Source organism: Streptomyces sp. NPDC099050, from assembly GCF_044759865.1.
Classification (GTDB): domain Bacteria; phylum Actinomycetota; class Actinomycetes; order Streptomycetales; family Streptomycetaceae; genus Streptomyces.
In genome coordinates, this window is the sequence record NZ_JBIWAE010000015.1 from 92,307 (window position 1) to 113,795 (window position 21,489).

General features: G+C 69.6%; 25 protein-coding genes and 1 tRNA gene. 9 read left to right on the forward strand and 17 right to left on the reverse strand.

Annotated features, from left to right (window positions below):
• Window position 1: 1 nt before the first annotated feature.
• Together ACIQV3_RS24580 and ACIQV3_RS24585 are read right to left on the reverse strand one after the other, a co-directional pair.
• Window positions 2-940, reverse strand: a complete 939-nt coding sequence (locus ACIQV3_RS24580; RefSeq protein WP_403715139.1) for an ABC transporter permease — start codon at window positions 938-940, stop codon at window positions 2-4.
• On the reverse strand, window positions 933-1,760 hold the full coding sequence (locus ACIQV3_RS24585; protein ID WP_403715141.1) for an ABC transporter permease: 828 nt from the start codon (window positions 1,758-1,760) through the stop codon (window positions 933-935). Before ACIQV3_RS24585 ends, ACIQV3_RS24580 begins: the two co-directional genes overlap by 8 nt.
• Before the next feature lie 186 nt (window positions 1,761-1,946).
• Between ACIQV3_RS24585 and ACIQV3_RS24590 the strand changes: the two genes are divergently transcribed.
• Window positions 1,947-4,409 carry a transglycosylase domain-containing protein gene (locus ACIQV3_RS24590; RefSeq protein ID WP_403715143.1) on the forward strand — a complete coding sequence of 821 codons (2,463 nt, stop codon included), beginning with the start codon at window positions 1,947-1,949 and terminating at the stop codon, window positions 4,407-4,409.
• 24 nt (window positions 4,410-4,433) lie between these two features.
• Here the strand turns inward: ACIQV3_RS24590 and ACIQV3_RS24595 are convergent, their stop codons facing one another.
• The 3 genes from ACIQV3_RS24595 to ACIQV3_RS24605 all read right to left on the reverse strand — a co-directional run bounded on the left by ACIQV3_RS24595 (window position 4,434) and on the right by ACIQV3_RS24605 (window position 5,695).
• Entirely contained in the window at window positions 4,434-4,754 is a 321-nt protein-coding gene (locus ACIQV3_RS24595) for a multidrug efflux SMR transporter (protein ID WP_030760324.1), read from the reverse strand.
• A gap of 184 nt (window positions 4,755-4,938) precedes the next feature.
• Window positions 4,939-5,280 carry a co-chaperone GroES gene (locus ACIQV3_RS24600; RefSeq protein ID WP_250741151.1) on the reverse strand — a complete coding sequence of 114 codons (342 nt, stop codon included), beginning with the start codon at window positions 5,278-5,280 and terminating at the stop codon, window positions 4,939-4,941.
• Window positions 5,281-5,326: 46 nt separating this feature from the next.
• Window positions 5,327-5,695 carry a DUF3618 domain-containing protein gene (locus ACIQV3_RS24605; protein WP_403715146.1) on the reverse strand — a complete coding sequence of 123 codons (369 nt, stop codon included), beginning with the start codon at window positions 5,693-5,695 and terminating at the stop codon, window positions 5,327-5,329.
• A gap of 64 nt (window positions 5,696-5,759) precedes the next feature.
• On the opposite strand from ACIQV3_RS24605, the gene bcp reads away from it, so the two are divergent.
• The 4 genes from bcp (at window position 5,760) to ACIQV3_RS24625 (ending at window position 7,656) form a co-directional block, all read left to right on the forward strand.
• A complete protein-coding gene (gene bcp / locus ACIQV3_RS24610) occupies window positions 5,760-6,227 on the forward strand; it encodes a thioredoxin-dependent thiol peroxidase (RefSeq protein ID WP_403715149.1) in 468 nt (155 codons plus the stop codon).
• 142 nt (window positions 6,228-6,369) lie between these two features.
• Window positions 6,370-7,017 carry an HNH endonuclease signature motif containing protein gene (locus ACIQV3_RS24615; protein WP_403715151.1) on the forward strand — a complete coding sequence of 216 codons (648 nt, stop codon included), beginning with the start codon at window positions 6,370-6,372 and terminating at the stop codon, window positions 7,015-7,017.
• Window positions 7,014-7,520 carry an HNH endonuclease gene (locus ACIQV3_RS24620; RefSeq protein WP_403715153.1) on the forward strand — a complete coding sequence of 169 codons (507 nt, stop codon included), beginning with the start codon at window positions 7,014-7,016 and terminating at the stop codon, window positions 7,518-7,520. Before ACIQV3_RS24615 ends, ACIQV3_RS24620 begins: the two co-directional genes overlap by 4 nt.
• Window positions 7,521-7,569: 49 nt before the next feature.
• Window positions 7,570-7,656: transfer RNA gene (locus tag ACIQV3_RS24625), tRNA-Leu, on the forward strand.
• Between the two features lie 52 nt (window positions 7,657-7,708).
• Here ACIQV3_RS24625 and rdgB read toward each other — a convergent pair.
• From rdgB to ACIQV3_RS24645, 4 genes are all read right to left on the reverse strand, one after another.
• On the reverse strand, window positions 7,709-8,335 hold the full coding sequence (rdgB, locus tag ACIQV3_RS24630; protein WP_403715155.1) for an RdgB/HAM1 family non-canonical purine NTP pyrophosphatase: 627 nt from the start codon (window positions 8,333-8,335) through the stop codon (window positions 7,709-7,711).
• 40 nt (window positions 8,336-8,375) lie between these two features.
• The gene (locus tag ACIQV3_RS24635; RefSeq protein WP_403715156.1) at window positions 8,376-8,762 is read right to left on the reverse strand and encodes a hypothetical protein; all 387 of its coding nucleotides are present in this window, start codon (window positions 8,760-8,762) and stop codon (window positions 8,376-8,378) included.
• 133 nt (window positions 8,763-8,895) lie between these two features.
• On the reverse strand, window positions 8,896-9,627 hold the full coding sequence (gene rph / locus ACIQV3_RS24640; protein ID WP_266877871.1) for a ribonuclease PH: 732 nt from the start codon (window positions 9,625-9,627) through the stop codon (window positions 8,896-8,898).
• A gap of 168 nt (window positions 9,628-9,795) precedes the next feature.
• Window positions 9,796-10,149 (reverse strand): glucose PTS transporter subunit EIIB, encoded by a 354-nt coding sequence (locus ACIQV3_RS24645; RefSeq protein ID WP_403715158.1) that lies wholly within the window; start codon window positions 10,147-10,149, stop codon window positions 9,796-9,798.
• A 165-nt stretch (window positions 10,150-10,314) separates the two neighbouring features.
• Here ACIQV3_RS24645 and ACIQV3_RS24650 point away from each other — a divergent pair, with 165 nt between their 5' ends.
• Window positions 10,315-11,616, forward strand: coding sequence for a PTS transporter subunit EIIC (locus tag ACIQV3_RS24650; RefSeq protein ID WP_403715160.1), 1,302 nt, complete (start codon window positions 10,315-10,317; stop codon window positions 11,614-11,616).
• A 405-nt stretch (window positions 11,617-12,021) separates the two neighbouring features.
• On the forward strand, window positions 12,022-13,287 hold the full coding sequence (locus tag ACIQV3_RS24655) for a PTS transporter subunit EIIC (RefSeq protein ID WP_403715162.1): 1,266 nt from the start codon (window positions 12,022-12,024) through the stop codon (window positions 13,285-13,287).
• Between the two features lie 86 nt (window positions 13,288-13,373).
• On the opposite strand, the gene ACIQV3_RS24660 is transcribed toward ACIQV3_RS24655, so the two are convergent.
• A complete protein-coding gene (locus ACIQV3_RS24660) occupies window positions 13,374-14,126 on the reverse strand; it encodes an MBL fold metallo-hydrolase (RefSeq protein WP_266908447.1) in 753 nt (250 codons plus the stop codon).
• A gap of 245 nt (window positions 14,127-14,371) precedes the next feature.
• Here ACIQV3_RS24660 and ACIQV3_RS24665 point away from each other — a divergent pair, with 245 nt between their 5' ends.
• A complete protein-coding gene (locus ACIQV3_RS24665; protein ID WP_403715165.1) occupies window positions 14,372-14,815 on the forward strand; it encodes a hypothetical protein in 444 nt (147 codons plus the stop codon).
• A gap of 408 nt (window positions 14,816-15,223) precedes the next feature.
• Here ACIQV3_RS24665 and ACIQV3_RS24670 read toward each other — a convergent pair whose 3' ends face one another.
• The 7 genes from ACIQV3_RS24670 to clpS form a co-directional block, all read right to left on the reverse strand.
• Window positions 15,224-16,174 (reverse strand): PLP-dependent cysteine synthase family protein, encoded by a 951-nt coding sequence (locus ACIQV3_RS24670; protein ID WP_403715167.1) that lies wholly within the window; start codon window positions 16,172-16,174, stop codon window positions 15,224-15,226.
• The gene (locus ACIQV3_RS24675) at window positions 16,174-16,461 is read right to left on the reverse strand and encodes a MoaD/ThiS family protein (RefSeq protein WP_254383264.1); all 288 of its coding nucleotides are present in this window, start codon (window positions 16,459-16,461) and stop codon (window positions 16,174-16,176) included. The genes ACIQV3_RS24670 and ACIQV3_RS24675 overlap by 1 nt, the downstream gene beginning before the upstream one ends.
• 88 nt (window positions 16,462-16,549) lie before the next feature.
• Window positions 16,550-16,657 carry a putative leader peptide gene (locus ACIQV3_RS24680; protein ID WP_323182362.1) on the reverse strand — a complete coding sequence of 36 codons (108 nt, stop codon included), beginning with the start codon at window positions 16,655-16,657 and terminating at the stop codon, window positions 16,550-16,552.
• 99 nt (window positions 16,658-16,756) lie between these two features.
• Window positions 16,757-17,179, reverse strand: coding sequence for a Mov34/MPN/PAD-1 family protein (locus ACIQV3_RS24685; RefSeq protein WP_403715170.1), 423 nt, complete (start codon window positions 17,177-17,179; stop codon window positions 16,757-16,759).
• Window positions 17,180-17,345: 166 nt separating this feature from the next.
• A complete protein-coding gene (locus ACIQV3_RS24690; protein WP_403715172.1) occupies window positions 17,346-18,767 on the reverse strand; it encodes an amino acid permease in 1,422 nt (473 codons plus the stop codon).
• Between the two features lie 320 nt (window positions 18,768-19,087).
• Window positions 19,088-19,702 carry a DUF2017 domain-containing protein gene (locus tag ACIQV3_RS24695; protein WP_403715174.1) on the reverse strand — a complete coding sequence of 205 codons (615 nt, stop codon included), beginning with the start codon at window positions 19,700-19,702 and terminating at the stop codon, window positions 19,088-19,090.
• Window positions 19,702-20,016 (reverse strand): ATP-dependent Clp protease adapter ClpS, encoded by a 315-nt coding sequence (clpS, locus tag ACIQV3_RS24700; protein WP_243337276.1) that lies wholly within the window; start codon window positions 20,014-20,016, stop codon window positions 19,702-19,704. The genes ACIQV3_RS24695 and clpS overlap by 1 nt, the downstream gene beginning before the upstream one ends.
• 81 nt (window positions 20,017-20,097) lie before the next feature.
• Between clpS and ACIQV3_RS24705 the strand changes: the two genes are divergently transcribed.
• Complete coding sequence (locus ACIQV3_RS24705; protein ID WP_403715176.1) at window positions 20,098-21,426, forward strand: nicotinate phosphoribosyltransferase; 1,329 nt, start codon at window positions 20,098-20,100, stop codon at window positions 21,424-21,426.
• Window positions 21,427-21,489: the final 63 nt, after the last annotated feature.

Sequence of the window (21,489 nt, forward strand, 5' to 3'; positions counted from 1 at the left end):
GCTAGCTCCCCGTGCTGCGGTACGAACGGACCCCCGCGCGCCAGGCCAGCGACGCGGGCAGGAACACCACGAAGGCCACCAGCGGGCTCGCGAACGCCACCCACCCCGGCAGCCCCAGCGGATCGGGCCGGCCCAGCACGTACAGCGCGGGCAGCCAGTTGACGAAGGCGAGCGGCACGATGAAGGTGACCCCGCGCAGCAGGTCCTTCGCGAAGACGGTCGGCGGGTACTGGAGCATGGTGCAGCCCCCGTAGGTGAAGCTGTTCTGCACCTCCGCGGCGTCCCCGGCGACGAACTGGAAGGCCGCCCCGGCCACCATCACCGCACCGAAGATCGCCGCCCCGGCGATGATCATCACCGGCACCATCAGCACCTTCCCGGCCGTCCAGTGCACCTGGTCCAGCTCCGAGACCGCCCACCCCAGCACCGCGAGCCCCTGCCCGATCCGCCCGAGCCGGCGCAGCGCGAAGCGGTCGGCCGCGACCTGGGCGAGCACCGGGACCGGGCGCACCAGCATGGTGTCGAGGGAGCCGTCGCGGATCCGGGTGCCGATCCGGTCGGTATTGCCGAGCAGCAGGTCGGCCAGGCCCAGGGAGGCCGAGCAGGACCCGTACAGCAGGGCGATCTCGGGCAGCGTGAAGCCGCCCAGCTCGTCCACGTGCGAGAACATGATCATGATCGCGACGAAGTCGAGGAGCGTGATGGCCGCGTTGCCGAAGACGGAGAGGAAGAAGGAGGTGCGGTACGTCATCGTCGACCGGATCCACATCGCGGCGATCAGCCCGTAGCCGCGCAGCCCTTCCCGCACCCGGCTGCGCCGCGGGACGAACAGCCCGGCGTCCGCGGCCGTTCCGACCGGCGCGACCGCCCCGGCCCCGTACTCCACCTTCGCCCCGCCCTCCGCCTTCGCCCCACCCTCCACCGCCACCCGCTCAGCCACCCTGGACCACCACCTTCCGCGTCGCCGCCGACTGCACCAGCCGCCCCAGCCCGAGCAGCGCCACCGCCCACGCGGCCTGGAAGCCCAGCGCCCCCGCCGTACCCGAGGCCCCCGCGCCCCCGCCGAGCAGCACGTCCACCGGGACCTGGAGCATCGCCGCCCAGGGCAGGGCGCGGACGAACTCCCCGAGACCGCCCGGGAACACGGTCAGCGGCAGCAGCATCCCGGAGCAGAAGATGGAGACCACGGTGGCCATCATGTTGATCCCGGCCCCGTCCATCAGCCAGAAGGCCGCCAGCCCGAGCAGGTAGCGCAGCGCGAAGCTCACCACCAGCCCGAGGAGCACGGAGACCAGGAAGAGCAGCCAGCGCAGCGGAGCGGTGGGCAGCGCCAACTGGAAGGCGAGCCCCCCGATCACCAGCGGTACTACGCCGCGGCCCAGGAGTTGAAACCCCGCCCGGCCCAGATCACCCGCGAGCCACCACGCCTGGAGATCGGCCGGACGGTACAGGTCGACGGCGATGTCACCCGTACGGACGCGTTCCTGGAACTCCTCCTGGAAGCCGCCGCCGATCAGCGCCCCCGCGGAGAGCAGCGCCTGACTGACCCACATGAACGTCAGGGCCTCGGACTGGTCGTAGCCGCCGAGCCCGGGCCGCTCGTCCCAGAGCGCGATGTACGTGTAGGCGAGGATGAAACCGAACACGGTGTTGGTGAACACCCCGGCCGCGGTGGCCGTCCAGTAGGTGGCGTACCTGCGAAATCCCCCGGCCGCGACCGCCCCGTAGAGCCCGGCTCGTCCCACTACCGGCTGGCGCACCTCGTCCCCTCCGTTTCCCAGGTCCTTGCTGCGTCGTTCCTACGTCGGCCAAAGCGCGCGAGCTTAGTGCGGAGGGGCGATCCACGCGAACGAATTACGCCCGTCCGGAGCGGAACCGGCGGCCATCGGGTAGACAGCATGAGGTACAGATGTGGATATTTCGTACGGCGCCGAGGAGTCCCGGAGATGAGCGACCCGTCACCACCGCCCGGCTGGACGCCTCGCGATCCCGACACCCCCGACACCCCCGACCGGCAGTCGGCCCCGGGCGCCGGCGCGCCCCCGCAACCCGGAGCACCACCCACGGCCAAGGAAGCGAAGAGGGATCGGAAACAGCAGGCCAAGGCCGCCAAGAAGGCCAAGCGCAAGCGCACCGGCTGGCGCCGCCTCCTCCCGACCTGGCGCATGGTCCTGGGCGCGTTCCTGCTGCTCGCCCTGCTCATCGGCGGCGCCCTCGTGGCCGGCTACCTGCTGGTCCACATCCCGCCCGCCAACGCGGCCGCCACGGCGCAGTCCAACGTCTACCTCTACACCGACGGCACCCAGCTCGCCCGCGACGGCGAGGTCAACCGCGTCAACGTACCGCTCTCCCAGATCCCCCTGACCGTCCAGGAAGCCGTACTGGCCGCCGAGGACCGCGACTTCCACTCCGAACGGGCCGTGGATCCCGCGGCGATGCTGCGCGCCGCCTGGAACACCGCGACCGGCAAGGGCACTCAGTCGGGGTCGACCATCACCCAGCAGTACGTCAAGAACTACTACCTGGGCCAGGAACAGACGATCAAGCGGAAGGTGAAGGAGTTCTTCATCGCGATCAAACTCGGTCGCGAGAAGTCGAAGAACTACATCCTTGAGGGGTACCTGAACACCAGCTACTTCGGCCGCAACGCCTACGGCATCCAGGCCGCCTCCCAGGCCTACTACGGCAAGGACGTCGGCAAGCTCACCACCGCCGAGGGCGCCTACCTCGCCACCCTCCTCAACTCCCCCAGCGCCTTCGACGTCGTCGCCCACCCCCAGGGCCGCGGCCGCGCCACCGCCCGCTGGAACTACGTGCTCGACGGCATGGTCAAGAAGGGCTGGATGACGCCCGCCGAACGCGCGGCCACCCAGTTCCCCGAGCCCGGCAAGGTCCGCCCGGCCGCCGGCCTCTCCGGACAGCGCGGCTACCTCGTCGAAGCCATCAAGGAGTACATCGTCGAGAACAAGATCCTCGACGACAAGACCCTCGCCGAGGGCGGCTACCGCATCAACACGACCATCGACAAGACCCGTCAGACCGCCATGGTCGACGCCGTCAACGACAAGATGGTCAGCAAGCTCGACCCCGCCCAGCGCAAGGCGGACCGCGTCGTACGCACCGGAGCCGTCTCCATCGACCCGGCCACCGGCAAGGTCGTCGCCCTGTACGGCGGCATCGACTACACCAAGCAGTTCGTCAACAACGCCACCCGGCACGACTACCAAGTGGCCTCCACTTTCAAGCCGTTCGTCTTCGCCTCCGCCGTGCAGCACGACTCCCGCACCCAGGACGGCCGCACGATCACCCCGTACACGATCTACAACGGCGACAACAAGCGGCGCGTCGTCGGCACCCGCATCCCCTACGCACCGGAGAACGAGGGACAGGTCAGCTACGGCAACATCACCGTCAACGCCGCCACCGACCTCTCCGTCAACGCCGTCTTCGCCCAGATGGTCGTCGACGTCGGCACCGACAAGGTCAAGCAGACCGCCATCGCCCTCGGCATCCCCGAGGACACCCCGAACTTCGACCCGGGACCGGCCATGGCACTGGGCACCATGCAGGCCAGCGTCCTGGACATGACCCAGGCGTACGCGACCCTCGCCGCACACGGCCGCCACACCCCGCACACCTTCGTCGAGAAGATCACCAAGGCGGGGGACACCGTCCCGCTCCCGCCCCGCGACCCGGCCCAGGCCGTCAGCCGCGAAGCCGCCGACACCACCACGTCCATGCTGGTCAGCGTCGTGGACAACGGCACCGGTACGGCCGCCCTGGCCGCCGGCCACCCGGCCGCCGGCAAAACGGGGACCGGCGAACTCGACCGCTCGGCCTGGTTCGCGGCGTACACCCCGAACCTGGTCACGGTCGTCTCGATGATGGGCCAGGACCCGGACACCGGCGCCCTGCAATCCCTCTACGGGGCGCTGGGCGAAGCCCGCATCGGAGGCGGCGGCTACCCGGCCCGGATCTGGGCCCAGTACACGAAGACGGCCCTGGCGGACAGCGACCCCGTGGACTTCGACCTGGAACTCATGCCCGGCGCGAACCGGCCCCCGCCGCCCCCGCCCGTCAACACGGACCCGCCCCCCTCCCAGGAGGAAACCCCGGGCGACCGCCCCTCGGGCCGGCCGGGCCGCCCGACACGGAGCCCGTCGACGGGCGGGCAGACGGACGGAGGCCGCACGGACGGCGGCCAGACCACGGGCGGCCGGACGGACGGAGGCCAGACGGACGGCGGCCAGACCACCGGCGGCCAGACCGACGGGGGCCAGAACACCGGCGGCCAGAACAACGGCGGCACGACGAACGGCGCCACGAACGGCGCCACGAACGGCACGACAACAGGCACCCAGGGCGGCGCCACCGAAGGCCTGCGACCACCGCCGGACCTACTGGAGTAACCCGGTCGGCGGCCCGGTCCCCACTCAGTGACCGGAGGTCGCCTTCAGCCCCACCACGGCGACCAGCAGCAGACAGATGAAGAAGATCCGGGCGGCGGTGACGGGCTCCCCCAGCACCGCCATACCGAGCACCGCCGCACCGGCAGCGCCGATACCGACCCACACGCCGTACGCCGTACCGATCGGCAGGGTCTTCGCGGCGTACGACAGCAGCACCATGCTCGCCACGATGCCGGCGCCCGTGAACACGCTCGGCCACAGCCGCGTGAAGCCATCGGTGAACTTCATACCGATCGACCAGCCGACTTCGAGCAGACCGGCGAGAAGAAGCAGAACCCAGGCCATGACAGGCACCTCCGGAACGAGAGCGGAACGGGGTGCGTCGTCTTGTCATGCAGCCACTGGCCACTGGCCAAGGGCGACCCGGTACGGCGCGTCTCGTCGGGGGTTCCCCACCACCGTAGCAAAACCCGACGAAAAGGGCCGGTGACGATGGTCACCGGCCCTTTTCCTCGCCCTTTTGCGGGGCCTAGAGATAGAGCCCCGTGGAGTCTTCCGACCCCAGCCGCTCGGCGGCCACGGCGTGCAGGTCCCGCTCCCGCATCAGCAGGTACGTGGCTCCGCGCACCTCCACCTCGGCCCGCTCCTCGGGGTCGTACAGCACCCGGTCGCCCGGTTCGACCGTCCGTACGTTCTGCCCGACCGCGACCACCTCGGCCCAGGCCAGCCGCTTGCCCACCGCGGCCGTCGCCGGAATCAGGATGCCGCCGCCGGAGCGGCGCTCACCCTCCGGCGAATCGGATTTCACGAGCACGCGGTCGTGCAGCATGCGGATGGGCAGCTTGTCGTGGGTGGTGGTGTTCTCGCTCACGGAGCGAACCTACCCGCCCACACCCGCCCCGCACCCCGCAGGGTCATCAGCGCTTTCGTCGCGCCGACACCACCAGCAGGCCCACGACACCGATCGCGAGCAGCGCGACCGGCACGATCCGCTCGACGCGCGGGGCGCCGTCGTCGTGGCGCAGCGCGTCACCAGCGTCGGTGACGAGGCGGTTCACCGTCGCCACCGCACGGCCGACGACGTGGTCGACGTTGCTGACCACCTTCGCCTTGGCGTCCCCGACGATCGTCTTGGGGTGGATGCGCACCCCGATCTCGTCGAGCGCCTCGGCGAGCTGCTCGCGGCGGCGGACGATGTCCGCCTCGATCTGTGCGGGGGTCCTGGCTTCCGGCACCGCGCTGCCTCCGTCGTCGTGGTCGGTCCCATGGCGGGCGTAGCCCACCATGAACAGTCAGTCAGCAGCTTAGTCTCGTGACCGTACCAATCCCCTCTTGAGGAGACTGTTGAGAATGAGCGAGCGACTTGAGCCGGGCGACATCGCCCCCGCCTTCACCCTGCCCGACGCGGACGGCAACGAGATCTCGCTCGCCGACCACAAGGGCCGCAAGGTCATCGTCTACTTCTACCCGACCGCACTGACGCCGGGCTGCACGAAGCAGGCCTGCGACTTCACGGACAACCTGGCCGCCCTGGCCACGGCCGGCTACGACGTCATCGGCGTCTCACCCGACAAGCCGGAGAAGCTCGCAAAGTTCCGCGAGCAGGAGCACCTGAAGGTCACCCTGGTCAGCGACCCCTCGAAGGAGGTCCTGACGGCTTACGGGGCGTTCGGCGAGAAGAAGCTGTACGGCAAGACCGTCACCGGGGTCATCCGCTCCACGGTGATCGTCGACGAGGAGGGAAAGGTCGAACGCGCCCTCTACAACGTCAAGGCCACGGGCCACGTAGCCAAGATCATCAAGGACCTGGGCATCTGACCCCGCCCCCTCCTCCCGAAACGGCCCGCACCCACCCGGTGCGGGCCGCTCTACATGTCGGACGAATCAGGCCGTAACTGTCCGACTATCGGTCCGTTACTCCGTACGAGGGTCGCACGCGCGGCCGGGAAATGGAGGGGCGATGCCGATCAGCCCGTACACGAGGGAACGCCTCACGGAGGCAGCGGAGGCGTCTCGAACGTTGTCCGAGGCGCTGGGGAAGCTGGGGGTGGATCCGAAGAGTGCGTCGCGGAGGTACCTGCTCGACCGCATGCGGAAGTTGGGCGTGGACGTCTCACACTTCGAGCGCGAGGGGGTGAAGTGGACGAGGGAGATCCTGACCGAAGTCGTCGCATCCTCGACGACGATGTGCGAAGTGCTACGCCGACTCGGCCTCGATGTTGTCGGCGGCCACCACACTCACATCAGCCGCAAGGTCAAGAGGTTCGGGATAGACACCTCTCACTTCGCACCCCCGCCGAGCACGATAGGCACGCGAGACATCCGTCGCCGTCGTTCCGCCGAGGAAATCCTGCGCGACGACCGGTCTCCGATCGCCACTCGGGTCGACCCCACCAGGCTCAGGCGCGCACTCCTGGAGACCGGCCGGGACGAGCGCTGCGCTCTGTGCGGGATAGAGGCGGTCTGGCAGGGTGAGCCGCTACCCCTGGAGGTCGACCACATCGACGGGGACTGGCGCAACAACCAAGCGACCAACCTGCGACTCCTGTGCCCCAACTGCCACTCCACAACGGACACGTACCGTGGGCGCGGCAAGGGACGGCGATGAGCAGCGGTAATCGTGCGACGTACGTGCGGCGCGGGAAACCGGACGAAAGCGCCCTGCGTGAAGCCGTCGCACGATCACACTCTCTAGCGGAGACCTTGCGCCGCCTGGGCAGGCCCGCGTCAGGCAGTCAGCATGCCGCGCTCAAGCGATGGATCGAGGAAGTCTGCCTCTCAACCGCCCATTTCACGGGGCAGGCACATCAGCGCGGCAAGAGGGGAACCACCGCACGGCCCGCCACCGAAGTCCTCGTTCGGCACGAGGGAGAGCGGCGGACCACGACCAAGACTCTGCGCCGCGCATTGCACGAGATCGGCGTCCCTGACGTGTGCGCCGGCTGCGGGACGGCTCCGGAGTGGCTGGGCCTTCCCATGACGCTGGAGATCGACCACATCAATGGCGATTGGAGCGACGACCGCCGCGAGAACCTGCGGCTGCTGTGCCCCAACTGCCATGCAATTACGACCACCTGGTGTCGAGGAGGTCGCAGCAAGCCCCTTCGTTGATCTTGTTCGACTGGTCGCAGCCGCCTGCCGCTATCATGGCAAGCGGCTAGCGGCGGTGGCGCAACGGCGACGCAGCAGACTTAGGATCTGTGGCCCGTGAAACGGCTTGAGGGTTCGAATCCCTTCCGCCGCACCATAACGGCCTGTGAATCGAAGGATTGATTCACAGGCCGTTCGCATGAGTGGTGTCAGCCCAACAGTTCGCGGACCACCGGGACAAGGGCGCGGAAGGCCTGGCCTCGGTGGGAGATGGCGTTCTTTTCCGCCGGCGTGAGTTCCGCGCAGGTGCGGGACTCGTTCAGGGGCTGGAGGATCGGGTCGTAGCCGAAGCCGCCCGTGCCCGCCGGGGTGTGGCGCAGGGTGCCCAGGAGACGGCCTTCGACCACGCGTTCCGTGCCGTCCGGGAGGGCTAGGGCGGCCGCGCAGAAGAAGTGGGCGCCGCGGTGGGCGTCGTCGATGTCGCCGAGTTGGGACAACAGGAGCGCCAGGTTCGCGGCGTCGTCGCCGTGGGAGCCGGCCCAGCGGGCCGAGAAGATGCCCGGGGCGCCGTTCAGGACGTCCACGCAGAGGCCCGAGTCGTCGGCGACCGCCGGCAGGCCCGTCGCCCGGGCCAGGGCGTGCGCCTTGAGGAGGGCGTTCTCGGCGAAGGTGACCCCGGTCTCCTTGACATCCGGGATCTCCGGGTACGCGTCCGCGCCGACCAGCTCGTGCGGCAGGCCGGCGGCGGACAGGATGGCATGGAGCTCCGTCACCTTGCCCGCGTTGCGCGTGGCGAGGATCAGGCGGCTGGGCGAGCTGGGCGGGGGCGTCGTCATAGCGCCATTATCGCGGGCCGCCGGCGTCCCCCGGCCGGGCTCAGCCCGGGGTGCAGACCTTCGAGATCTCCTTCGCCGCGTCCGCGACCGGGGCGACGTCGGGGGTCGTGGTGCCGCTCTCGATGGAGGTGCGGACGTTCTGGACGGCCGTGTCCATCGAGGAGATGGCCTTGCTCAGGTCGGCGTTGTCCGTCTGGTCGCCGACCTTCTTGAGGTTGGTCTCGATCGAGTTGAGCGCGTTCTGGGCGTCCTGCGGGCTGTTGCCGGCCTGCGAGACCGCCTGCTGGAGGTCGTTGGCGCCGTCCGTGATCGCGACCGCAGTGCTCGCGCAGTCCATCGCGGTCGAGATCGCGTCGCAGGAGGTGATCGCGGGTATGGCGAGCGCTGCCGTCAGGGCGACGGCTGCCAGGCGGTACTTCGGCTTCACTTCGGCCCCCAGGAGGATGGTGCGGATGTAAAAAACATGCGGGTACGCAGGTACGTGGACGGGCGCACGGCTTCGACGCCGTGCACCCGTATGCCAAGAGACGCGCGGACGGGCCGCGCGGTTGCCATCAGCGTCAGAGCGTGAGTTCCAGGGCGCTCAGCTGGAGGGCTTCCAGGTCGGCGCAGCCGCCGGCGGCCAGGTCGAGGAGGGCGTTGAGTTCCTTGCGGTCGAAGGGCTCGCCCTCGGCCGTGCCCTGGACCTCGACGAAGCGGCCGTCGCCGGTGCAGACCACGTTCATGTCGGTCTCGGCGCGCACGTCCTCCTCGTAGCAGAGGTCGAGGAGCGGGACGCCGTCGACGATGCCGACGCTGACGGCGGCGACGGTGCCGGTCAGGGGCTTGCGGCCGGCCTTGATGAGCTTCTTGCCCTGGCCCCAGGCGATGGCGTCGGCCAGGGCCACGTAGGCGCCGGTGATGGCCGCGGTACGGGTGCCGCCGTCGGCCTGGAGGACGTCGCAGTCCAGGACGATGGTGTTCTCGCCGAGGGCCTTGTAGTCGATGACGGCGCGCAGCGAGCGGCCGATCAGGCGGGAGATCTCGTGGGTGCGGCCGCCGATCTTGCCGCGTACGGATTCGCGGTCGCCGCGGGTGTTCGTGGCGCGGGGCAGCATCGAGTACTCGGAGGTGACCCAGCCTTCGCCGCTGCCCTTGCGCCAGCGCGGGACGCCTTCGCTGAAGGAGGCGGTGCAGAAGACCTTGGTGTCCCCGAAGGAGACGAGGACGGAGCCCTCTGCGTGCTTGCTCCATCCGCGTTCGATGGTGACCGGGCGGAGCTGTTCGGGCGTACGGCCGTCGATGCGAGACATGGCACCGAGCCTAGTCGGTGCGGGCCCCGGCCCGTGTCGCTGCGAGAAGACCCCGTCCGGGTGCGTCCGGTCGGGGTCCTGTCGTACGTACGGGTGCGTGTGCGCGTGCGCGTACGTGTGCGCGTACGTGTGCGCGTACGTGTACGCGCGTGAGCCGGTGGGCTCAGCTCACATCATGTCTTCGATGTCGGCGGCGATCGGGTCGGCGTCGGTGCCGATGACGACCTGGATCGCGGTGCCCATCTTGACGACGCCGTGGGCGCCGGCGGCCTTCAGTGCGGCCTCGTCGACCTTGCTCGGGTCGATGACCTCGGTGCGCAGGCGGGTGATGCAGCCCTCGACCTCTTCGATGTTCTCGATGCCGCCGAGCCCGGCGACGATCTTCTCAGCCTTGGTGGCCATGTGTTTCTCCCTGAGTTCTACGAAGAACGAGTCCGACTGACATCCGGCGCCCGGCGTGTGCACGCCTGCCGCCCGACCGACCGACCAACCAGGGCGGTCCGCTTCGTCACGGTAGCCCACGATTGGCCCAGCTTCGCGGGCACATGCCCGGTATCTGCCGAATGATGATGATCAGCACCAACCTGCCCTCAAGGCGGGTGAAATGCGACCGCAACACAAGTGGTCTACACCAGTGTGCCGCAAGTGTCGCGACTGCCAAAAACGGGCCGGTCAGGGAGGACGCGGATGAGCGCGAGCAGCGCCGCAGCAGTGCCACAGCAGAAGTGGTGGAACGGCTTGTTCCAAGGGCTGCAGAAGATGGGCCGGAGCCTCCAGCTGCCGATCGCCGTGCTGCCGGCGGCAGGCATCCTGAACCGGCTGGGCCAGGACGACGTGTTCGGCAAGGACGGCCTGGGCTGGACGAACTTCGCCAAGGTCGTGGCCTCCGCGGGCGGCGCCCTGCTCGACGCCGACCTCGGCCTGCCGCTGCTCTTCTGCATCGGCGTCGCGATCGGACTGGCCAAGAAGGCCGACGGCTCGACCGCCCTCGCGGCGGCGGTCGGCTTCCTCGTCTACCGGGGAGTGCTGCACGCCTTCCCCAAGAGCTGCCCGACGGGGAGCAAGGACATCGGGGGCGCCTGCCTGGGAGAGGGCGACGCCTTCGCCTCGTACACGTACCAGAATCCGGGGGTGTTCGGCGGCATCATCATGGGCCTGCTGGCCGCCTGGTTCTGGCAGCGCTACCACCGCGTGAAGCTGGTCGACTGGCTCGGCTTCTTCAACGGCCGCCGTCTGGTCCCGATCATCATGACCTTCGTCGCGATCGCCTTCGCCGTGCTCTGCCTGTGGATCTGGCCGCCGATCGGCAGCGCGCTGGAGAGCTTCTCGGACTGGCTGGTGGGCCTCGGCTCGGTGGGCGCCGGCATCTTCGGCCTCGCGAACCGCGCGCTGCTGGTGATCGGCCTGCACCAGTTCCTGAACGTGCCGGTGTGGTTCCAGTTCGGCAGCTACACCAAGCCGGACGGGCAGACCGTGCACGGCGACATCCCGATGTTCCTCGCGGGGGACCCCAACGCCGGGCAGTTCCTCACCGGATTCTTCCCCATCATGATGTTCGCCCTTCCCGCGGCGGCGCTGGCGATGACCCACTGCGCGAAGCCGGCCCGGCGCAAGGAGGTCGGCGGGCTGATGCTGTCGGTCGGCCTGACGTCCTTCGTCACCGGCATCACGGAGCCGCTGGAGTACTCGTTCCTCTTCCTGGCGCCGGCCCTGTACGCGGTCCACGCCGTGCTCACGGGCGTGTCGATGGCGGTGACCTGGGCGTTCGGGGTCAAGGACGGCTTCAGCTTCTCGGCGGGCCTGATCGACTACCTCATCAACTGGAGCCTGGCGACGAAGCCCTGGCTGATCATTCCGATCGGCCTCTGCTTCGCGGTCGTCTACTACGGCATCTTCCGCTTCGCGATCACCAAGTGGGACATCAAGACCCCCGGCCGGGAGTCCGACGAGGAGATCGAGGCGATGCAGAGGGAGAACACGAAGGCGTAGGCCCGCAGGGACTGCCGGCCCGTGCGCGCCACGGGGCGGAGGGGGTCCCAAGCGCCCCCGCCCCCCCTGCGAAGGCCCCGCCTGGGCCCGCACGAAGCCCCCTCTCCGGGGTGGCCGAACGCCCTCCCGCGCGAGGCCGTAAGTCCTGCCCAGAACAGACATATGCGAGACGAAGGCCTCCGGACCCACAGGGTCCGGAGGCCTTCGTCGCGTATGTCCCGGTGTGTCTTCCACCACGGAATTGGTGGGTTCCTTACGCGGACCTCACCGTGCTACAACTGGTCTACACCACTGAGTGGTGTAGACCACGTAGGCCTTTCGGCCCGGGGTCCTCCCCTTTCCTGAGACGCCGCCATCCCCCTTTGCCATGTCCCCAGGCAGCGTCTTGTCCACTGGAGGAAGTTGATGAGTACGGCCACCGCCGCTCCCGCCAAGAAGCGGGGCTCCGGCCTGATCCAGGGTCTGCAGAAGGTCGGCCGCAGCCTTCAGCTGCCGATCGCCGTCCTGCCGGCCGCAGGCATCCTGCTGCGCCTCGGCCAGCCCGACGTCTTCGGCAAGGACGGCCTCGGCTGGGGCAAGGTCGCCACGGTGTTCGCCACCGCCGGTGACGCCGTCTTCGCCAACCTGCCGCTGCTCTTCTGCATCGGTGTCGCCATCGGCTTCGCCAAGAAGGCGGACGGCTCCACCGCCCTCGCGGCCCTGGTCGGCTTCCTGGTCTACAAGAACGTCCTCACCGCCTTCCCGGTGACCGAGGCCGTCATCAACACCACCGAGAACAAGGGTGTGGACGTCGCCGCGACGTACAACAACCCCGGTGTCCTCGGCGGCATCATCATGGGTCTGCTCGCCGCGATCCTGTGGCAGCGCTTCCACCGCACCAAGCTGGTGGACTGGCTCGGCTTCTTCAACGGCCGCCGCCTGGTCCCGATCATCATGGCCTTCGTCGGCGTCCTCGTCGGTGTCTTCTTCGGCCTGGCCTGGGAGCCGATCGGTGAGCTCATCACCAACTTCGGCGAGTGGATGACCGGCCTCGGCTCCATCGGTGCGGGCATCTTCGGCCTCATCAACCGCGCGCTGATCCCGATCGGCATGCACCAGTTCGTCAACACCGTCGCCTGGTTCCAGATCGGTGACTTCACCGACGCCGCCGGCGCCGTCGTCCACGGTGACCTGAACCGCTTCTGGGCCGGTGACCCGAGCGCCGGCCAGTTCATGACCGGCTTCTTCCCGATCATGATGTTCGGTCTCCCGGCCGCCGCCCTGGCCATCGCCCACAGCGCCCGTCCGGAGCGCCGCAAGGCGGTCACCGGCATGATGGTCTCGCTCGCCCTCACCTCGTTCGTCACGGGTGTCACCGAGCCGATCGAGTTCTCCTTCATGTTCATCGCGCCGGTCCTGTACGCCATCCACGCGGTCCTGACCGCCGTGTCCATGGCCGTCACCTGGGCGCTCGGGGTCCACGCGGGCTTCACCTTCTCCGCCGGCCTGATCGACCTGGGCCTCGGCTGGAACAAGGCCACGTCCCCCTGGCTGATCCTGCCGATCGGCCTGGTCTTCGCAGCGATCTACTACTTCGGTTTCCGCTTCGCGATCACCAAGTTCAACCTTCCGACGCCGGGCCGCGAGTCCGACGAGGAGATCGCCGAGATGGAGAAGGCCGAGGCCAAGTAGGTCTCCCGCCCCACACCACGGATAAGCCCCCGCTCTCCCGGAAGGGAGGGCGGGGGCTTTCGCGCATCCGTCCGCAGGACCTAGGGTCAGACCTCGTACACCGCGCCCGTGTACGCCAGCTCCACCGGGCCGTCGTAGACCGCGCGGGCGTCCGCCAGGTTGCGTTCGGCGTCCGTCCACGGCGGGATGTGGGTCAGGACGAGCCGGCCGGCGCGGCCGGCGCGGGCGAACTCCCCGGCCTCGCGCCCGTTGAGGTGGAGGTCCGGGATGTCCTCCTTGCCGTGCGTGAAGGAGGCCTCGCACAGGAAGAGGTCGGTGTCCTCGGTGAGCAGGCCCAGCTCGGGGCAGACCCCGGTGTCGCCGGAGTACGTCAGGGAGCGGCCGCCGTGCTCGACGCGGATCCCGTAGGACTCGACCGGGTGGCAGACCTTCTCGGTGCGGACCTGGAACGGGCCGATCTCGAAGGTGCCGGACTTCAGGGTCCGGAAGTCGAAGACCTCGCTCATGGAACGCTCGTCGGGGACGTCCTCGTAGGCGGTGGACAGCCGCTTCTCGGTGCCCTCGGGGCCGTAGACGGGGATGGTGCCGCAGCGGCCGCCCTCGTGGCGGTAGAAGCGGGCGACGAAGTACGCGCACATGTCGATGCAGTGATCGGCGTGCAGGTGGCTGAGGAAGATCGCGTCGAGGTCGTAGAGCCCGATGTGGCGCTGGAGCTCGCCGAGGGAGCCGTTGCCCATGTCGAGGAGCAGCCGGAAGCCGTCGGCCTCGACGAGGTAGCTCGAACAGGCCGATTCCGCGGACGGGAACGACCCCGAACAGCCGACGACGGTGAGCTTCATGGAGCGTGAACCTCCGTGGACGGTCCGTGGACGGAATGCGGGCCGTGCGTGGGTCGAGCGTAAGGCGCGAAACGTCCGGTCGCTCCTCCGCGGCGGGCCGTTGTGGGGCGAATCACCTGAGCTGTCACCCGGGGGAGCGACGGGGTGGACCCGGGTTGCCGTGCGGGCGCCGTGTGGCCGGGGCGCGGGGGCGTGCGCCGTGCCGCTGCCGTGCCGGGGGCGGCGGGCAGGACTACGGTCGGAGTATGGACACGTCCTGGTGGCCGGCGGTCGCCGCCGTGGTGGTCGTGATCCTGCTGGTGCTCCTCCCCCGGCGGGCGCGACCGCTGCGGCGGGCCGCGGATCCGCCGCACGGACCGGGACCGCTGCCGCGGCCGGAGGCCGGTGAGCTGTGGTCCCTGGAGGACGGGCGGCGCGTCCTCGTGCTGGGCGTACGGGGCCACCGGGCGCGGATCGCGCGGATCACCGGGAAGTACGACGACCGGCGCGCCGGGGTGATCTCGCTGCCGCCGGGGGTGGTGGGGGCGCGGGGCGCGTTCCTGGAGGCGGACCGGGCGGTGGAGGTGTCGGTGTGGGAGTTCGCGAGGGCGCGGCCGCTGGGGACGCTGGATCCGGCGGTGTGGGACGAGGTGAAGGGGCTCGGGGGTCCGGAGCGCGGGGGGCCCGGGTGGCCCGGGTCGTCCGGCTGAAGCGGATCTCCTTTTTGACGCGCCGCTCGCGCGGTGCGGCCCGGGCGGGCCGCACCGGCTTCGCGCCGCTGCGCCGGACTCCGTCCGGCGGTGGCCGCTCGGGGCTGCCGCCACCGCCGTCCCGGCGAGGGGCCCGGTGGGCGGGGCGGCGGGGTCGGCCCTGCGGGGCGAGGTCCCCGCTGCGCCCCTTGCCGCTGCGCGGGGCGGAGCTCCCCTACCCGCCCTTCCCCCGTTCCCCGGGCTCTGCCCGGAGCCCGGTCCTCAAACGCCGGACGGGCTGGGAAGGGGTACCGGGCTGCGCCCGGACCCCCTGGGGCTCCGCCCCAGACCCCGGTCCTCAAACGCCGGACGGCTGAAAGGCACTGGGAACCGCGCAGCGGCGCCTCGGGCCGGCCGCCGCCGGGGGGGCTATGCCCAGAGTTGGCCCTGCAGGACTTCGATGGCTTCTTCCGTGGTGGCCGCCGTGTAGACGCCCGTCGACAGGTACTTCCAGCCGCCGTCGGCGACGACGAAGACGATGTCGGCGGACTCGCCCGCCGCCACCGCCTTGCGGCCGACGCCGATCGCCGCGTGCAGGGCCGCGCCCGTGGAGACGCCCGCGAAGATGCCCTCCTGCTGGAGGAGCTCGCGGGTGCGGGTGACCGCGTCCGCCGAGCCCACCGAGAAGCGGGTCGTCAGGACCGAGGCGTCGTACAGCTCGGGGACGAAGCCCTCGTCGAGGTTGCGCAGGCCGTAGACGAGGTCGTCGTAGCGCGGTTCGGCCGCGACGATCTTGATGCCCGGGACGTGTTCGCGCAGGTAGCGGCCCACGCCCATGAGCGTTCCCGTGGTGCCCAGGCCCGCCACGAAGTGGGTGATCGAGGGGAGGTCCGTGAGGATCTCCGGGCCGGTCGTGGCGTAGTGGGCACCCGCGTTGTCCGGGTTGCCGTACTGGTAGAGCATCACCCAGGAGGGGTTCTGCGCCGCCAGTTCCTTCGCGACGCGGACGGCCGTGTTCGAGCCGCCCGCCGCCGGCGACGGGATGATCTCGGCTCCCCACATGGCCAGCAGGTCGCGCCGCTCCTGAGAGGTGTTCTCGGGCATGACGCACACGATCTTGTAGCCCTTGAGCTTCGCGGCCATCGCGAGGGAGATGCCCGTGTTGCCCGAGGTGGGCTCCAGGATCGTGCAGCCGGGGTACAGCCGGCCGTCCTTCTCGGCCTGCTCGACCATGTGGAGCGCGGGGCGGTCCTTGATCGAGCCGGTCGGGTTGCGGTCCTCCAGCTTCGCCCAGATGCGGACGTCGTCCGAGGGCGAGAGCCGGGGCAGGCGTACGAGCGGCGTGTTGCCGACCGCGGCCAGGGGGGAGTCGTAGCGCATTACTTCGATCCGCCGGCTACGGCCGGGAGGATGGTGACGTTGTCGCCGTCCTTGAGGGCGGTGGAGATGCCGTCGAGGAAGCGGACGTCCTCGTCGTTGAGGTAGACGTTGACGAAGCGGCGCAGCTCGCCGCCCTTGGCCTCGTCGATGATGCGCTCCTGGATGCCCTTGTGGCGGGTCTCCAGGTCGGAGAACAACTCGGAGAGCGTCGCACCGGCGCCCGTGACGGCCTTCTCGCCGTTGGTGTAGGTGCGGAGGATGGTGGGGATGCGGACCTCGATGGCCATGGCAGGCTCCAGTCAGGATGGTGAGGGAAGGCGGGCGAAGCGGAGCGGGCGTGAGCGCGCGCGGCCCCGCTAGGGGGCCGCCGGGGGCTCAGGCGGCTGTACAGATGGCGCTGGCGAGGCGGCACAGGTCGACGTGCAGCCGCGCCACAAGCAGCAGCCTGCCGGGCGTCTCGATGCTCACGTCGTGGGAAACCATGCGGTCATGTTAACGATTCCCGGTCCCTGGTTTGGAGTGTGATCCCGCATGGTGGACGGATCTCGCTCACATACTGAGAAGTAGCCCTGCGCCGGTGCCTCAGTAGGCCGCTACGACCTGCACTTCTTCCTCCGTGATCACGCCTTCGACGATCCGGTACGACCGGAACTGGAACTCCCCGAGGCCGTCCTTGTCGGCCGTGGAGACCAGGACGTAGTGCGCTCCGGGCTCGTTCGCGTACGTGACGTCCGTGCGCGAGGGGTAGGCCTCGGTGGCGGTGTGCGAGTGGTAGACGACGACGGGGTCCTCGTCCCGGTCGTCCAGCTCGCGGTAGAGCTTCAGCAGGTCCTTGGAGTCGAACTCGTAGAACGTGGGCGACCGGGCCGCGTTCAGCATCGGCACGAACCGCTCCGGGCGGTCCGTGCCCGCCGGGCCGGCCACCACGCCGCAGGCCTCGTCGGGGTGGTCCTGACGGGCGTGCGCGACGATCTGGTCGTACAGGTCCTGGGTGATGGTCAGCATGAGCGACAGGATAAGCAGACGGGCCCTCCCGTACCGAGGACTGGTACGGGAGGGCCCGAATGGTGGACGCGATCCCTCGCGGACAAGGGATCGCGTCCGAATGCCGCGCGGTTCCCGGCCGTGACAGGCGGCCGGGACCCACGGTTCGAGGAGGCCTTACGAGGCCTTACGAGGCCTTGGTGAAGGCCGCGCCGCGCGGGTCGCGGGACTTCATCACCAGGTAGGAGACGCCGAGCAGCAGGCCCCACAGCGGGGCGCAGTAGAGCGAGACCCGGGCGTCCTTGTCGACGCCCATCATCACGATGACCACGCCGATGAAGGCCAGGGCGAAATAGCTCGTGAACGGGGCGCCGGGGGCGCGGAACGGGGACTTGGGGAGGTCGCCGCGGTCGGATGCGGCGCGGTAGCGGAGCTGGCAGACCAGGATCATGATCCAGGCCCACATGCCGGAGATGGTGGCGAAGGAGACGACGTAGTCGAAGGCCTTGCCCGGGGCGACGTAGTTGATCCAGACGCCCACCAGCATCAGCGCGGCGGAGAAGGTGGTGCCGATCAGCGGGGTGCCGCTCTTGGTGAGCTTGGTGAAGAACTTCGGGCCCTGGCCGTTGAGGGCGAGGTCGCGCAGCATGCGGCCGGTGGAGTACATGCCCGAGTTGCAGGAGGAAAGGGCCGCGGTCAGGACGACGAAGTTGACGATCGCGGCGCCGACGCCGAGGCCCATCTTCTCGAAGGCCGCCACGAAGGGGCTGACGCCGGGCTGGAACTCGTGCCACGGGACGACCGACAGGATCATGATGAGCGCGCCGACGTAGAAGACGGCGATGCGCCACGGCACGGTGTTGATGGCCTTGGGCAGGGTCTTCTCGGGGTCCTTGGACTCGCCGGCGGTGACGCCGACCAGCTCGACGGCGAGGAAGGCGAACATCACGATCTGCAGGGTCATCAGCGTGCCGCCGAGGCCCTTGGGGAAGAAGCCGCCGTCGTTCCACAGGTTGGAGACGGTGGCGGTGTCGGCCGCGTCGGAGAAGCCGATGGTGAGGATGCCGGCGCAAATCAGGATCATGCCGACGATGGCGGTGACCTTGACCATGGAGAACCAGAACTCCAGCTCGCCGAAGAGCTTCACGGAGATCAGGTTGGCGCCGTAGAGGATGACGGTGAAGATCAGCGCGTAGGCCCATTGCGGGAAGCTGTCATGGGTCCAGTACGACATGTACTGCGCCGCGGCGGTGACTTCGGTGATGCCGGTGACCACCCAGAAGAGCCAGTAGGTCCAGCCGGTCACGTACCCCCAGAAGGGGCCGAGGAACTCCCGGGCGTAGTCCGAGAAGGAGCCGGACACCGGGCGGTACATGAGCAGTTCGCCCAGGGCCCGCATGATGAAGAAGATGACCAGGCCCGCGATGGCGTAGGCCAGGATCAGGCTGGGGCCGGCCTTGGAGATGGCCTTGCCGGCGCCCAGGAAGAGGCCGGTGCCGATGGCGCCGCCGATCGCGATCATCTGGATCTGGCGGGCGCCGAGGGCGCGGTGGTAGCCGTCGCCCCCGCCTGTGTCGTGCTGCTGCTCGTCGACCTGTACGGAGGTCATGTCTTGGTGCGCCTTTCTCCACGCCGATCCGCGCCATGACTGGCAGCGGATCGGGTCCTCGATCCCCCCGGATACGGATGGAGTTGCACGCCGGCGGTCAGCCGGTTCAAGCAGGCCGGGGGGCATGGGTGGCGCCCCGTCGGCGGTCGTGAAGATCTATCACGTGCTTATGGGTGCGAGAGGGGAGAAAGTGTGACGCAGGGCATAAAAAAATCAGGACAGAGGTCCTGAAATGGATCAGATCACCACATCGTGGTGATCTGATCGTTATCCGGATTTGAGCGTCCGCTGAGCGAACGGCGGAGGGCGCTTGAGGATCTTCAGAGGGTTCCGGCGAGCGTCTCGATGAGGGTCTCCTGGAGACCGCCGAGCCAGAGGTACGCCATCACCATCGGCTTGCGCGGATCGTCGTCCGGGAGCCGGAACAGCACCGCGCTCTCGTCGTCCTCCGTGATGTCGAGGCGGGCCGCGATGGTGAGCCGCAGGTCGTTCAGGGCGCCCAGCCAGCGCAGCCGCAGCTCCCCGTCGACCTCCAGGACGGCCGCGCCGTCGCCTGCGGGGCTCAGCCCGTCCAGGCTCCGTACGACGGCCAGCGCGTCCTCCCGCTTGCGGGTGCGCAGGTCGTTCTCGGTGAAGCGGCGGAACTCGGCCGAGTGGGCCCGCAGCTCCTCCGCGTCGGCGTTCGCCGGGGTCTCCGGGCCGCCGTAGGCGTCGGGGAAGAGCCGGGCCAGGGCCGGGTCGGAGGGGGGCTCGGTGGGGCCGTCGGAGGCGGCGAAGAGCGCGGCCAGCGGGTCGGCGTCCGGCTCGGGCTCCGGCTCGCCGGGGCCGATGAGCTCCAGCAGCTGCACGGCCAGGGAGCGCAGGATCGAGATCTCGATCTCGTCCAGCGCGATGGCGGCCCCGCCGGCCTTCAGGGGCTCGAACACGCCGCCCATCAGTTGCGGTCCTGGGACATGGTCGCCCAGAGGCCGTAGCCGTGCATGGCCTGCACGTCCCGTTCCATCTCCTCACGGCTGCCGCTGGAGACGACCGCCCGACCCTTGTGGTGGACGTCCATCATCAGCTTGTTCGCCTTGTCCTTGGAGTAGCCGAAGTAGGCCTGGAACACGTACGTCACGTAGCTCATGAGGTTGACCGGGTCGTTGTGCACCAGGGTCACCCACGGGACGTCGGGTTCGGGGACCGCGAAGGTCTCTTCGGCCGATTCGGTGCGTTCGATCTCAATGGGAGCAACACTCACTTGTCCCATGCTGCCACTGACAAGGGCCCGTCGCACAAACGGGCCCCTACATCTCGTCACTCTGACGAGATGTGCGCTAGCATCCGTCACATGAACCCTGCGGACCTGGGCCTGCCGGTGGACGTGCCGTCGACAGCGCTCTTCACGGACCATTACGAGCTCACGATGCTGCAGGCCGCGCTGGCCAGCGGCACGGCCGACCGCCGCTCGGTCTTCGAGGTGTTCACCCGCCGGCTCCCCGAGGGGCGCCGCTACGGAGTGATCGCGGGGACCGGCCGGGTGCTCGACGCGGTGGAGAACTTCCGCTTCGACGGCGCCGTACTGGAGTTCCTGCGCGAGCGCGGCGTCGTCGACGCCCGCACCCTCGACTGGCTCGCCTCGTACCGCTTCTCCGGCGACATCTGGGGCTACCCGGAGGGCGAGGTCTACTTCCCCGGCTCCCCGGTCCTGCGCGTCGAGGGCAGCTTCGCCGAGTGCGTGCTGCTGGAGACCGTGATCCTGTCGATCCTCAACCACGACTCCGCGATCGCCGCGGCCGCTTCCCGGATGTCCTCGGCCGCCGGCGGCCGGCCGCTGATCGAGATGGGCGCCCGGCGCACGCACGAACTGGCGGCCGTCGCCTCGGCGCGCGCCGCGTACGTCGGCGGTTTCACCTCGACCTCGGACCTGGCGGCCGGATTCCGCTACGGGATCCCGACGGTCGGCACCAGCGCGCACGCCTTCACCCTGCTGCACGACAGCGAGCGGGACGCCTTCACCGCCCAGGTCGCCTCGCTGGGCGGCTCCACCACGCTGCTGGTGGACACCTACGACGTGGCGGAGGCGGTCCGCACGGCCGTGGAGGTCGCCGGAACGGGCCTGGGCGCCGTCCGCATCGACTCCGGGGACCTGCTGCTGGTCGCGCACCGGGTGCGGCAGCAGCTCGACGAGCTGGGGGCCACGGAGACGAGGATCGTGGTGACCTCGGACCTGGACGAGTACGCGATCGCCTCGCTGGCGGCCGCTCCGGTGGACGCGTACGGGGTCGGCACGCAGCTGGTGACGGGCAGCGGGCACCCGACGTGCTCGATGGTCTACAAGCTGGTGGCGCGGGCGGCCTCGGCCGACCCGAAGGCGCCGCTGGTGCCGGTGGCGAAGAAGTCCTCGGGCGGCAAGACCTCCGTCGGGGGGCGCAAGTGGGCGGCCCGCCGGACCGACGCCGAGGGGATCGCGGAGGCGGAGGTCCTCGGGACCGGGCCGGTGCCGGCCGCGCTGGCCGACAGGCAACTGCTCGTGGAGCTGGTCAAGGGCGGCGAGGTCGTCGCCCGCGAGTCCCTGGAGACGGTCCGGGACCGCCACCGCGAGGTCCTGGCGGGCCTGCCGCTCTCGGCAACGCAGCTGTCGCGGGGCGAGGCCGTGATCCCGACGGAGTACGCGTAACCCCGGGCGGGGTGGGGGAAGAGCCCCCGCAGGGTCCCCCGCCCACCACACACCAAGCCGAAG